The 12,586-nt window shown below is 50.2% G+C and carries 11 protein-coding genes; 3 read left to right on the top strand and 8 right to left on the bottom strand.

Translation table 11 applies throughout. The features are described from left to right. Positions 1-9: 9 nt before the first annotated feature. The 3 genes from KTH89_RS05835 to KTH89_RS05845 all read right to left on the bottom strand — a co-directional run bounded on the left by KTH89_RS05835 (position 10) and on the right by KTH89_RS05845 (position 3,903). Positions 10-1,380, bottom strand: a complete 1,371-nt coding sequence (locus KTH89_RS05835; RefSeq protein ID WP_238721016.1) for a sodium/glutamate symporter — start codon at positions 1,378-1,380, stop codon at positions 10-12. Positions 1,381-1,445: 65 nt separating this feature from the next. After that, positions 1,446-2,846, bottom strand: a complete 1,401-nt coding sequence (locus KTH89_RS05840) for an ArnT family glycosyltransferase (RefSeq protein WP_238721017.1) — start codon at positions 2,844-2,846, stop codon at positions 1,446-1,448. Positions 2,847-2,871: 25 nt separating this feature from the next. Next, complete coding sequence (locus KTH89_RS05845; protein WP_238721018.1) at positions 2,872-3,903, bottom strand: zinc-dependent alcohol dehydrogenase; 1,032 nt, start codon at positions 3,901-3,903, stop codon at positions 2,872-2,874. A gap of 179 nt (positions 3,904-4,082) precedes the next feature. Between KTH89_RS05845 and KTH89_RS05850 the strand changes: the two genes are divergently transcribed. After that, complete coding sequence (locus KTH89_RS05850; protein WP_238721019.1) at positions 4,083-5,033, top strand: carbohydrate kinase family protein; 951 nt, start codon at positions 4,083-4,085, stop codon at positions 5,031-5,033. A gap of 178 nt (positions 5,034-5,211) precedes the next feature. Then, complete coding sequence (locus KTH89_RS05855; RefSeq protein WP_158348015.1) at positions 5,212-6,078, top strand: MerR family transcriptional regulator; 867 nt, start codon at positions 5,212-5,214, stop codon at positions 6,076-6,078. Positions 6,079-6,159: 81 nt separating this feature from the next. On the opposite strand, the gene KTH89_RS05860 is transcribed toward KTH89_RS05855, so the two are convergent. Both KTH89_RS05860 and KTH89_RS05865 read right to left on the bottom strand, forming a co-directional pair. Beyond that, complete coding sequence (locus KTH89_RS05860) at positions 6,160-7,875, bottom strand: M56 family metallopeptidase (RefSeq protein ID WP_238721020.1); 1,716 nt, start codon at positions 7,873-7,875, stop codon at positions 6,160-6,162. 3 nt (positions 7,876-7,878) lie between these two features. Continuing rightward, the gene (locus KTH89_RS05865; RefSeq protein WP_158348019.1) at positions 7,879-8,241 is read right to left on the bottom strand and encodes a BlaI/MecI/CopY family transcriptional regulator; all 363 of its coding nucleotides are present in this window, start codon (positions 8,239-8,241) and stop codon (positions 7,879-7,881) included. A 223-nt stretch (positions 8,242-8,464) separates the two neighbouring features. On the opposite strand from KTH89_RS05865, the gene KTH89_RS05870 reads away from it, so the two are divergent. After that, positions 8,465-8,611, top strand: coding sequence for a hypothetical protein (locus KTH89_RS05870; RefSeq protein WP_238721021.1), 147 nt, complete (start codon positions 8,465-8,467; stop codon positions 8,609-8,611). A 74-nt stretch (positions 8,612-8,685) separates the two neighbouring features. On the opposite strand, the gene KTH89_RS05875 is transcribed toward KTH89_RS05870, so the two are convergent. The 3 genes from KTH89_RS05875 to KTH89_RS05885 all read right to left on the bottom strand — a co-directional run bounded on the left by KTH89_RS05875 (position 8,686) and on the right by KTH89_RS05885 (position 11,724). Continuing rightward, positions 8,686-9,498, bottom strand: a complete 813-nt coding sequence (locus tag KTH89_RS05875; RefSeq protein WP_238721022.1) for an MBL fold metallo-hydrolase — start codon at positions 9,496-9,498, stop codon at positions 8,686-8,688. Next, positions 9,495-10,373, bottom strand: a complete 879-nt coding sequence (locus KTH89_RS05880; RefSeq protein WP_158348023.1) for an NAD(P)-dependent oxidoreductase — start codon at positions 10,371-10,373, stop codon at positions 9,495-9,497. The genes KTH89_RS05875 and KTH89_RS05880 overlap by 4 nt, the downstream gene beginning before the upstream one ends. Before the next feature lie 124 nt (positions 10,374-10,497). After that, on the bottom strand, positions 10,498-11,724 hold the full coding sequence (locus KTH89_RS05885) for a hypothetical protein (protein WP_238721023.1): 1,227 nt from the start codon (positions 11,722-11,724) through the stop codon (positions 10,498-10,500). Between the last annotated feature and the right edge of the window lie 862 nt (positions 11,725-12,586).

Genomic DNA, 12,586 nt, shown 5'->3' on the forward strand with positions numbered 1-12,586 from the left:
CCGGCGGGCTTAATCCCCCGCCCTTCTGCGGCCGCTGAACAGCAGTCCGGCAAAGGAGATTAACGCCACGAGCCCTCCGACCAGAAGGACGCCCGGCACTCCCTTCGTCAGGATAATACTCAGGTAGAAGGAAAGCAGCGCAAAATTCAGCAGACTGAAAAACACATAGGCCATACTGTAATTTCCCAGCACCTCGCTCTCCCCTTCCGGATCACAGATCCGAAGAAGCAGGATTCCGGTCAGGAAGACGCCGGAGGCCATGCCAAAGGACGCGATGGCGTGCTCGAACCAGTTGCTGCGCAGGTAACGGCGTCCTGCCAGCAGGAAAATCGCCGCCGTAACAGCCAGCCCGATCACACACATGATAATGATCGGCACGATATAAGAGGCCACCGCCTGGATCGGCAGGCTGGCGATGGCAGCGATCACCGCATAATCGGTCATGGCTCCGGTGATCCTGCTCTTCGCCTTGCTGTCCACCAGATAGTCGATTTTCAGTTTACACATCAGCCACCATACCAGGAACATAAGCAGCAGGGCATAAGCCCATACGCTGATATCCTTAAGGACCGGTATGCCGCTTTTCGTCAGCAGGTTCAGAATCAGATAGGAGACGCCGCATACCGTCAGGATCAGAGCCAGGTGAAATGCCAGCGTATCGATGGAAGCCGGCAGCGTGGTCTCTTTACAGAGCGGCCCTTGCTGCTCGGGATCTTTGATATAGCCCACCTTAAAGGTGTCCGGTATATCCCCGGGCTTCTTCAGAATCGAGGTGTAGCCTTTTCTGGCGGCCCAGTTGATCAGCAGAATACCCAGCAGGATTCCACCCACCAGCCCGAAGGTGGCCGTCGTCACACATACCCCCTGGGACAGCTCCCAGTATGGCAGCCCTCTGCTCTGCAGCGCATTTCCGACCAGGCCGGCGGTTCCGTGCCCTCCGCAGAAGCCGGCCAGCAGCTCAACGCCGAATGCCGGATACATCTCGTACTTAAGCCCGGCCGCCGCATTGGTCAAAAATCCGATCAGGATCTGGAATGCCGCCGCAAAAGACATCAGGAAAAACAAAGGGAGTACGATACGGTTCTTTTTTCCGCCTTTTCCCCCGCCGCCGAACCGGATGCCAAGCGGAACCGCGGCAACTATGGGAACGATCAGCACCCCCGGCAGCGCGGAATAGGTGCTGATCCAGGAATCCGGAATCGGCAGAACGCCGGATACGATGGGCCCCAGAAGCAGCAGCAGAAACCCTCCGATCACCGAGGCCGGTATAAAGGTCTTCTGGAAAATCTTAAGCTTGGCCCTCAGAAACGTCCCGATCAGCAAAAACACGCTCAATACCGCGAGGCTGCCCAAAAAATCCTCTAACACTGCACTTGTCATAAAACCTCTCCCTTCTTTGAAATATTAAAACCTTCTCTATGTAAAATTACTTTTACCTCTCTTTGCTACTGCGCCTGTATCCAAAGGCTGTAATATCGCAGCGCATAGGCGGCAATCAAAAAGAGGCCGAAACACAAAGCTCCTTTTATCACGTCCCTGGCCTTTTTAAATTTGACCAGCCTGTCGATGATCTGTGTGATACCCAACGTGATAAAATATTGAAAAGGAAGCAGCATAGGCATACTGTACCTTCCCTGCGGCTGATAATCAACCGCGTAGGATGCGTACAGGTTCAAAAAATTTGGTATGACAATTGCCAAAACAAACGTCCAGTGAAGGATGCCCTCTTCCCTCCACCTGCCGTCTTTTCTCACGGAAAAAAGCTTTCGAAAGGACAGCAGGCAGCCCAGGATTCCTGCCGCGAACAGAATTTTATACAGATTGTATATAAGCTTAGGCAGCCGGACGGAGGTGTCATAAAACGCTCCCACAAAGCTTTCAAAAGTATCCCTGTGCCAGCCAAGCCCCACGCACATCGCCCGCACTCCCTTCAGAAAGGACAGCCCGTCCTTTTTATAGGTAGGATGCAGGGAAGGTTTATAGAGATCCTGGGCATGGATCTCCCCGCACAGGTCTCTGGAGCGGATACCCAGGACATCCCCCTGATACAATATCCCGTTGCGGATAAACCACCAGCCCGCCAGCAGCATGAATACAAGCAGCACGATGCCGCCCTTTTTAAACAGCGCCGGAAAGTCCCATTTTTTCTCCTGGCACAGCAAAATGGAAAAGCAGAAGAACAAAAAGCTGCACACCAGGAATCCATAGGCGGTCACATAGGACAGGGCGCACAGAGCCAGCCCAGTCCCCAGAAGGATACAGGACTTTAAATTCCACCGGCTGTCCATGCCGCGCAGCCACCCGTAGATAAGAACCGCCGTGGAAAATATGGCCATGGACTCACAATTTACATATGCGTTCAAGTACACCATCTGAGGCAGGAAGGTGATTAAAAACAGAAAGATCCATTGGTCCGCCCTGTCCTTTAAAAGCCTCCTGGCGATTTTTATGGACATCCAAACCGTTCCGGTGCCGAATATAACGCTGGCCAGCCGGGCCGTAAAAACCAGGATATGTATGTCATCGGTAAAGAAGCGGGCAATCCGGATGAAAAGGGCGCTGATCATGTGCGGGATATAGGGATGGAACGCATAGCTGAATCCCCAGATCGGATTGATAATTGCCGGATTGTCTCCCCTGGGCAGATCCCAATGTTCCGTCAGGTAGCGGATGATATCGAAGCGCATCCACTCATCCGGGCCGTCCAGGCCCAGATCGAAACGGTTCCACTGCCAGGCCCAGATCATAAAAAACAGCGCGGCGCCGGCGATAAACAGCAGATCGGCCCTGTGCTTATATTTTTGTCTTTTCTGATCCTTCCTTACACTTTCATCCACCAGTTTCATCGCTCTTTTTCCTTTTGTTCTAATTTTACAGAAGTTCCGGGCGAACCATCACCATTTTAATCTCTTTCTCCTTATCATCCCGCAGCGTACACATCGCTTTCTCCAGATCTTCCAGCGGGAACGTGCTGGTCACCAGTTTATCCACATCGATCACACCATCCGCGATCAGTTCCATGCAGCGCGGGAAATATAAGGCAGGAACCGCGTAGGAAGCCCGCAGCTGGAGTTTTTTGTAGTGAAAATAATTGGCGTCAAAGCTAATGGTCCCCCTATCTCCGTAATCGATCCCGATATAAGCGATCACGGCTCCCAGATTGGCCGCCCGGAACGTGGATGCGATGACGCTCGGAGGCGCGGTCACCATGATCTTATCCACCCCTCCCGCCGGGAAGGGATATGCTTCCAGCGGAGTTTCATCCGTATAGATGATATCCGTTGCCCCGAATTCTTTGGCAAGCTTTATTCTGGCCGTGTTTTTCCGATTGCGGACAACGCCGTATACGTTTCTGGCTCCCGCGGCTTTTGCCAAACGTAAAGCCATCAGGCCGATCGGTCCAAGGCCCACCACCGCCACATCATCCTGGAACTTGATATCCGTCGTATAGAACAGATCCAGGGCCACCCCCATAGGCTCGATCACCGTTCCCTGCGCGTAGCCTATCTTTTCCGGATCAAAAGGAATCAGGCACTGTTTATCCAGTGTCATATATTCCGAAAAACCACAGATCTTCCACTGAAACAAACCTGTCCCGGACGCGCACAGATCCGGCCGGCCATTTCTGCACTGGGCGCAGGTCCCGCAGTAGGAACCGCTTTCCACCAGCACGCTGTCCCCCACTTTTACATTACTCACATTCTCTCCTGTTTCCATGACCACGCCCGTGATCTCATGGCCAAAGCTCTGCCAGTCTTGCGCCTCGACTCTGGCCGCATTCATGTCGGAACCGCAGACCCCGCAGGCCATCACCTTGATCAATGCCTCATTGCTGCCGCACTTGGGTACCGGAACATCCTCAAATTTAAACTGAAAAGGTACTTTTACGTATGCTGTTTTCATAGGAATCTCCTTTTATTTTTTATATTGCTATTATAACATTCGTTGTGCGCATTTACCAGATCCGAGGTTGACATTGACGGGAAAGCCTATCCAAAGTAGACTGTTGTTAAGTAGAATTCATACTGAAATCAAACCATAATAAAATCACGTTTTTATTAGAAAAAATCGGAGGTGCGATCATGGAAAACGGATCTGATATAGTCATCTTTGGCGCAGCTATCCTGGACATCCCGGCGGGACCGGTTGACATCTCGCTCCTGCGGGCAGGTTCGGTCCCTGCGGACAGGATCACCATGAACACGGGCGGTGACGCGCTGAACGAGGCCACTGTATTGGCAAAGCTTGGTAAACCGGTCCGGCTGGTCAGCAAAGTCGGGGATGATATGGCCGGCCGGGTCATTCTGGATCACTGCAGGCAATATGGTATCGATACGGAGCATATCCTCGTAGAACCAGGGCTGGATACCGGGGTCAATGTGGTGCTCGTCCACCCTGACGGAGAGCGCAGTTTTCTTACGAATCGAAATGGCGCGCTCCGCCGGATCTATCGGGAGGATTTAAGAGGTGAGGTACTAAAAGGCGCCCGCATCTTTTGTTTTGCCAGCATCTTTGTATTTCCGTGGATCGGCAAAAAAGAATTGGCCTCCATCTTCAAAGATGCGAAGGCCGGCGGCCTGATCTTATGCGCGGATATGACAAAATGTAAAAACAGGGAAACGGTACAAGACTTAAGAGAAGCTTTATTATATCTGGATTACCTCTTTCCGAATCTGGAGGAAGCACAGATGGTAACCGGGAAGACCGATCCCGATGAAGCGGCGGACGCATTCCTGGAATGCGGGGTTAAAACCGTAGTCATCAAACTGGGACAAAAAGGCTGCCTGATAAAAAGCAAAGATATAAGGGCGCTGGTTCCGGCTTATTCCGATGCGGTTTGCGTGGATACCACCGGGGCCGGGGATGCGTTTGCGGCAGGCTTTCTCTATGGACTGTCGGAGGGGATGCCGCCGGTGGAATGCGCCCGTTTTGGTAATGCAGCTGCTTCCGCCGCCATTGAGGAATTTGGGGCGGTTGTTGGGGTACGGGACTTGGCGCAGGTGTATGAACGATATGAAAAATTAGTAAGGTAAATTTATAAGGTTAAATTTAGGGTAAAATTTATAATTTATAAGGTAAAATTTATAAAAATTGTTGACTTACACGTTACGTGATAACGTATTCTTTTCTTATGGAAGGCAGACCAGAATATACGCCGGCAAATTCTGATCCGTTTTCCTGATTACAGGAAAGACCTACAAGGAGGAACGTATGTTAACGACAAGTCAGGTTGCAGATATAACAGGTATCAGTACACGTACTCTACAATACTATGATGAAATCAATCTGCTGAAACCCAGCGCGTTGACTCCATCGGGGTACCGCTTATATAACGACGAGACCCTGCAGGAGCTGCAGCAGATTCTGTTTTTCAAAGAACTGGGGTTCAAACTGAAGGAAATAAAAGAAATACTGCAAAAACCCGAATATGACAGAATTCAGTCTTTTAAAAAGCAAAAGGAACTGCTTTTATTAAAACGCAATCGGATCGACCGTCTCGTTGAGCTCCTCAGCCGGTTGGAGAAAGGAGAAAAATGTATGAGCTTCAAAGAATTCGACCTGTCAGGATATATCGAAGCGCTGGAAAGCTTTAAAAATAGTAATGAGGAAGAAATCATCAAGCATTGGGGAAGCATCGATAATTTTAATCTGTTTATTCAAAAAGCAAAGGAGGATGAATCCAATATAGCCCAACTCGCCATTCAACAGTACGGCAGTGTTGAAAAATACACGGAGGCCATGAAATACAACATGGAACATTTCTCCCAAGTCATGGAACAGGAGCTGGCTCAGGCCGGAATGAAAGAAGAACTGTTGCAGAAGAATCAGGACCTGTACGCTGCCCTGACCATGGATCTGGATAAGGACGCTGCTTCCGAAGAAATTCAGAATATCGTCCGTGAAATCGTAACTTTTACCCAGGAATCGCTGTTGACGTCCGAAGTTGGGGAAGAGTACTGGAATATCATTATACAAAGCTACCGCAATGATATTTCCAAAGCAGTCACTGACACCAAATATGGGAAAGGCGCAGCTGATTTTATCGTTAAGGCTTTCCGGTACTATTTTCATCAGTAACTATCGTATTCAATGGAAAAACACACCGGGAATCCCTGTTACGGAATATCCCGGTGCCTTGTGTTTTCAAAGCTTCCGCGATTACTCTTTATCCACGCTCCGTACAATCCAGATTCCATCCTCCCCCTGCTTCTCGGGCTGATACATCTGAATCATAACGGTTCCATCCGTCCAGCGATAGCTCACCACCGCTTCTTTGTCACCCTGGCTTACGATATCCGCGGTCCCGTCCGCCAGGTTTAACTGCCACTGGGCTGCGTAATCCGGTTTTGTCAGCGGGCTATAATACTCGGCATTCGTATCCGTATCATACTGTTCCTGTAACGGCCCGGTAAGCCCTTTTGCCTTATAATCCGGAACAACATATTCTCCCTGCCTGAAATAAGCTTCGTCGAATTCCGCCGCGGAGCTAACGCTATCATACTGGGTAAACCGGACATCTGACACCAGATATCCCCCGCTGCTCTCCTCATACGTTATATCATTTCTCCAGACCGTGATATGGGGATCCGAAACATTCGCGTTATAATAGATCACCATCGAATTCTCCGGGCCCATCACGATCTGATAGTCGTCTTCCCATGGCCAAGGGCTGGACCATCCAAAGAAATAGCTTCCATCATCCAGCACCTCCCCTCCCAGCTCTTCAAACTGTTTTTGATCCGCTAACAGCTTCGATATCTGCTCCCCGTCTCTGTCGGTAAACGCTTTGGCCCACGCTTCGGCCAATGCCTCAGGAGTTTTCGGTGCAGAAGTTTTCGGCGCAGAAGTCTCCGCCGCAGCTGTGTTAACTGCCAAAGCCGTATTCTCTGCTGCAGTTGTATTCTCCGCCGCAGTTGTATTCTCCGCTGCAGCCGTATTTCCCTTCGGATCTGTCAGCAGGCCGCAGGCGGAAACCGCGCAGATCACAGTGACGAACAGGATCAAACCAAACGCCGGCTTCTTGTAGCGCAGCACATTTTTCACCCGGCTCTTCACTGCGTTTTCCCCAAAAGCCAGCGGCGCGCTCAGAACCCCATTTTCGTGAATAGCCATGGACAATAGGGAATTGGAGTAATCTTTTTTAATCGTATTCCCCATCTCACGCAGAACCCGCTCGTCACATGCCATTTCCATATCCCGGCTCATCAGGATAAAAGCGATCCATACCAGCGGATTAAACCAATGGATGCAGGTGATAAAAAATGCCGCGGCCTTTACCAGATAGTCTCTCCTGCTTATATGTACCCGCTCATGCCGGATCACATATTCCTCCTCTTCGTCCGTAAGCCCGGCCGGAAGATAGACCGCAGGCCGGAACAGCCCGATCACGAAAGGGGTGCGGATATGCCCGGATATGTAGATGTTGCGGTCGATCGGTTCCGCATCCGCCAGTTTGCGGCGAAGCGCCATAAGGGAAAGGATATTATATAACAGCAGCCCTGCGGCCGTCCCGATCCACAGAATCGCCAGTATTCCGTTGACCGAAAGATGCGGGCTTTGATCCGCCACCGCATCATAGATCGGATCATACAGATTCTCTTTTGGAGCGGTATGAGTCTGGGTATTCTCCGAGACATTCCCGGATACCTGCGGCACCAACTGCTCAAACCGCACCTCATTGACCCGGGCAGGGACCAGACTTATGACACTCTCAAAAGACAGCGGACAGATCAGCCGGATAAAAACGATGCCCCATAAAAGATAGGAAAACAGCTTCGGAGCCCTTGTCAGCAGCAGGCGGATAAAGAACACCACTGCTATAATATAGCTGGAAACAAGACTCATATGAAAAACCGAAAGAAATACCCCCTCCATCTTCTATCCCTCCTCGTACTCATTAATCATGTTCCGGATTTCTTCTACCTGTTTCTTCGATAATTTCTTCTGATTCATAAATGCGGCCAGGAACCTTGGCAGAGACCCGCCATAATTTTCATTGATAAATTCCTGCCCCTGGATCTGATGGTATTGTTCCTTTTTGATCAGCGAGGTGACGACCGCCTGCTCATTCTTCAGGATCTTTTGCTCGCATAATTTCTTTAATACCGTATAGGTCGTAGATTTTTTCCAATCGAAACTCCGGCCGCATAGTTTTACTAATTCCCCGGAAGCTACCGGCTCTTCCTTCCAGACAAGCTCCGCGAATTTAAGCTCGCTGTCCGTCATGCGATAACATTTCATTTCTGCTCCCTCCATATTCTTTATCTTTTGATTTGCCATATATCATACGGTTCCTATTTGCGGACAATTGGTCTATAAGTTATCGTCCTACGATTAGTCTATAACTTATAGACCAATTTGTCAATTGTTTTTTACTAATTATTTCATTCCGTTTTGAAAACCGGCATAATTTTCCGGTACAAGCATATATATTAATATACATATTGAACAGGAGGATCGAACTATGGTTATTCGTCACAAATATAGTTATCTGCTGGACTATCCGGTTATTCAGCGCCTTTTTCTCTTCTGCTACCAGCACCACAAAAAGGTGAACTGCTTTATGATGAAACAGAACCAGCTCTGGACTATCGTAACCTACCAAATGTAAAACTCCTTTTTCATTCAACCGCCACACATAACGGTTCCATAAAAAAGGAGCTTTTCTTCCATCCATTTTTTCTTTTACAGCTCTATGACATCCAGATCATCCGGAACATACAGGTTCCCATGATAATACTGTTTACCTTCCGCGCTATAGCATTCTTTTCGCATTGCGCCGTGATCTTCTTCCGTATGGTACAGAATCAGATTCGGGATCTTGAGCCGCTCTGCCACTTCGCAGGCTTCCCTGACCGTGCTGTGATGTTTCTCATAGGGCTTATATTTGTCCGCCTCGCTGTAGAGGCAGAACGCCTCATGCATCAGCCAGCTGCTATCCTTTACATATTCGTAATTCTTCTCATTGTAAGGCTCATCGCCGGCGCAGGACAGCTTCTGTCCATCCGGTAATTCCATAGTGAATCCGAATTGTTTCGCCTTGGTGGACTCAATATCAAAAAAAGTTACAGGGCAGCCCAGAATCTGCTGCCGGTCGCCGGATTCCAAGGGGATCAGCTGTATCCTTCCCCCTATATTCCGGCAGATACCTGCAGATACCGTCAGCTCCGCCATGGTCCGAATGGCCGGTACCAGGCCGCTGTGACCGTAAATCCGCAAGTTGCCTTCGTATTTGCCTTTTTCTATCATAGTCCCGATCATCCGGATCATCCAGACCACCCCCAGCACATGGTCGGCATGCTCATGGGTGATAAAGATATCATGTATCTGTCTCAGGTCAATGCCTCCATGCCTGCATTGGGTCAGTATCCCGTTCCCGCCGCCGCAGTCCACCAGAAAATGCCGGCTTGGCGCGATACGCTCATCCGTTATCACAAAACAAGTGTTATAAATTTCAGTCACCGCCGCATGCCCGGTTCCCAACATTACCAGCTTCATTGCTCGCCTCTCTCCCCTTCATAGTGCCGGATCAGCGCCTGCGTCCCCAGCTCGCCAAATCCTTCCGTCTCAAGCTCCAGGTAGTTCGACAGCGCCTGTTTTAACACTTCCAGATGCAGGGAACTGTCCTCTGCCTCCTCATCCGCCAGCTTCATATCTTTGATAAAGTGTTTGATATAAAAACCCGGCGCGTAGTCTTCATTTACCATCTTAAGGCCCATCAGATCCAACTGGCGGCTGCCGGCCGCACCGGTAGCCACGGAACGCAGCAGCGTCTGTATATCCAGCCCCTTCGCCCGGGCATAGCTAAGCGCCTCGCTAACACCGGATATCGTCCCGGCGATCATGATCTGGTTCGCCATCTTCGTATGCTGTCCGAATCCGGCTTCCCCCTCATAATTAATATTGCTTCCCATCGCCTGGAATATCGGAAGGCAGGCTTCATAATCGGCCTTTTCACCGCCTGCCAGTATCGATAAGGTACCCTTTTCCGCCCCCACGTCTCCTCCTGTTACCGGCGCGTCCAGGGCATGCAGGCCCCGCTTTTCCGCCGCCATCGCGATCCGCTTGGCAAGCTTCGGGCTGGAAGTCGTCATGTCGATCAGATAAGTACCCGGCGCCGCGGAATCCAGGATTCCCCGGTCTGCGAAATAGACTTCCTCCACGTCGCTTGGATAACCCACAATCGTGATCACCGCGCCGCAGCCTTCCACGCATTGGGCGATCGAATCATGATAATGCATCCCCTCCGCTATGACATCCAGGACCTTCTCTTTACTCCGGGCATAGATATGTAATTCGAAACCATTTTTCATCAGGTTCCTGGCCATGGATTTTCCCATGATTCCCAGACCTATAAACGCTATTTTTTTCATATGAATTCCTCCTTTATTTCGAGCGCTATTAATTTATCCGCCGAAACTCTTTAACACTTTCCTATATAACAAATATACCCGCTTCGTCTGCCACGGACAAAGCGGATATATTCCGCGCCGATTATCAGCCCGGTAAAAACATTTTCACGATATTAGCCAGATAATCAACAATATACGGCTGATAACACCTGGCATCCAGCTTATCCAGCGTAAACAAAAACAGCAGGAACAGCAGATATAGGAACATATGCTTCTCGACACCGGCCGCCGTCTGCTTCACAGCCGTTATCATATAGGAATTCCTCTTATACAGCAGAATCAGAATCATGCCGAATTCCAGTATAATATGAACCGCGATATACCGCTCCCAGTCCACCATGATCAGCCATACCGGCAGCATGGCCAGATTCGACAGCTGCATCAGCGTGAACATCCATTTGATCCTTTTTTCCTTACAGCAGCGGTATGCTTTCTTCCAGATCGACACGATAAACCCGAACAGCGGCAGCAGGAAAATAAGCGTCACAACCGTATGCCTCAGATTATAAGTCAGATCCCTGATCCAGAAATTCGTCCAGTGCTCCTTAAGCTGGGCGAAATATTCATAATAAATATTGTCATCCAGATACGCGTAGTCGGTTCTGGTTTCAATATAGGCCTTTACTGCGCTGATGCTATTCAGATTAATGGACGAGAACAGCTGCAGATAGAGGAAAAACGCCCCGATCAGCACAAATACCAGCCCGCCCACGATCAGTTCCTTCTTTTTATTTTTGGCCTCAAACACATTATAGACGCCGCAGACAAACACAAGAGGGAAAAACATAAAGATATAGATCTGATGAATCATACAGCAGGCTCCGGACAGTAAAAGAACCAGTGCATATTTTACAAAAACGTTCTTCACCCTCAATAAAACCACGATCTGCACCAATGTCAGGATCAGCAGATAGATCTCAAGCCTCCCCATATTCTCCTGCGTGACCAGATATGTCAATGCCGCCGGGGAAGCCAGGTAAGCCATTAATACGTAGATCACGCCCCGGGTCTCGTTCCGGTACATCCTAAGTACCCTGCCGCACAGAACGGCCACCAGCAGATTCAACAGTGTCAACGCAACGAACACGAACTGAAACAGCTGCCTTCCCGTCACGAAATCAGGAAAAAAGAATTTGACCACGGACCCGATCAGCAGCCGGGTACTGAACCCCTGATCAAAATTCAAAATATAATTCGGTGTCATCCAGGGATTCACTTCCAGCGGGCATCTGGCCACCAGATCCAGCATAAGAAAAGCAAACAGATAGAATTCGTAATCTATTTTACGAAAAAGCTCCTTCAGCCTTGTCACACAACTCATCTCCTACTCATAATTATTATGCACATTCCGTCCCACACTTTAATCATTATACATAAAAATGAATTCGTTTACAATCAGAAATTCGCTGGGGGGTATAAGGTCCGGGAAGCGAGGGACGGGGGATTCGGGGCCGGGCGGCCTATCCCGCAGGGGCTAATCACTTCGGCCGGGCCTAAGAACGGGTAACTCCGAAGGCGGGAGAACCTCTTATTGGCAGGGCCCGGAACAAACTCGCCAAAGGACGGCTCGGACAGTGTTCCGGGTCCTGCGAGGTTCTCCCGCCTTCTGCGTAACCCGTTCTAAGGCCCGGCCTCAAGTGATTAGCCCCTGCGGGATAGGCCGCCCGGCCCCGAATCCCCCGTCCCTCGCTTCCCTACCCTAAATAAAGCCTGGTTTCTATGGTCTGATAGGATCAGATCGCAGGACTTTAGGTGTTGCATTCATAATATGGACTGCCTTTGCCTTTACTGTTGGCCTTTCACCAGAGTAGGGAAGCCCTCCGGGGGATGGGATGGGAGGCTCTTTTGGGGGAGGTAGGGCGGGTTCCTGGCCTTTGGCGGGCTGAGGGCGGCTGTGCTGATGCTTAGGGAAATCAGAGCCGCAGATTCAGGATGTACGGCGGACTTCACGTCTGACGGGCAAGGGCCGCTGAACCGGGGGCTAGCACGAGCTTAGCGCTCTTCCTGGGGAGCTTCGTATGCCCGCTGCTTAGGGCTTGGAACCACGGGCGGTATACGGGGAGGCTCCGGGGGGCCGGGTTCTTTTGTATCTCCCTGGGGGCGCATAGGGCGGCTGTGAATACGCTTAGTGAAATCGAAAAGCCGGGTTCAGGATGCACGGCGGACTTCACGTC

The organism is Diplocloster agilis (genome assembly GCF_019042275.1).
Taxonomy (GTDB): domain Bacteria; phylum Bacillota; class Clostridia; order Lachnospirales; family Lachnospiraceae; genus Diplocloster; species Diplocloster agilis.

What these genes read in the sequence shown, in the direction of transcription:
- KTH89_RS05870 (WP_238721021.1), top strand. Translation starts at nt 8,465, where the DNA reads ATGGTTATTCGTCACAAATATAGTTATCTGCTGGACTATCCGGTTATT.
- KTH89_RS05860 (WP_238721020.1), bottom strand. Translation starts at nt 7,875, where the DNA reads ATGGAGGGGGTATTTCTTTCGGTTTTTCATATGAGTCTTGTTTCCAGC.
- KTH89_RS05835 (WP_238721016.1), bottom strand. Translation starts at nt 1,380, where the DNA reads ATGACAAGTGCAGTGTTAGAGGATTTTTTGGGCAGCCTCGCGGTATTG.
- KTH89_RS05865 (WP_158348019.1), bottom strand. Translation starts at nt 8,241, where the DNA reads ATGAAATGTTATCGCATGACGGACAGCGAGCTTAAATTCGCGGAGCTT.
- KTH89_RS05880 (WP_158348023.1), bottom strand. Translation starts at nt 10,373, where the DNA reads ATGAAAAAAATAGCGTTTATAGGTCTGGGAATCATGGGAAAATCCATG.
- KTH89_RS05875 (WP_238721022.1), bottom strand. Translation starts at nt 9,498, where the DNA reads ATGAAGCTGGTAATGTTGGGAACCGGGCATGCGGCGGTGACTGAAATT.
- KTH89_RS05850 (WP_238721019.1), top strand. Translation starts at nt 4,083, where the DNA reads ATGGAAAACGGATCTGATATAGTCATCTTTGGCGCAGCTATCCTGGAC.
- KTH89_RS05840 (WP_238721017.1), bottom strand. Translation starts at nt 2,846, where the DNA reads ATGAAACTGGTGGATGAAAGTGTAAGGAAGGATCAGAAAAGACAAAAA.
- KTH89_RS05855 (WP_158348015.1), top strand. Translation starts at nt 5,212, where the DNA reads ATGTTAACGACAAGTCAGGTTGCAGATATAACAGGTATCAGTACACGT.
- KTH89_RS05845 (WP_238721018.1), bottom strand. Translation starts at nt 3,903, where the DNA reads ATGAAAACAGCATACGTAAAAGTACCTTTTCAGTTTAAATTTGAGGAT.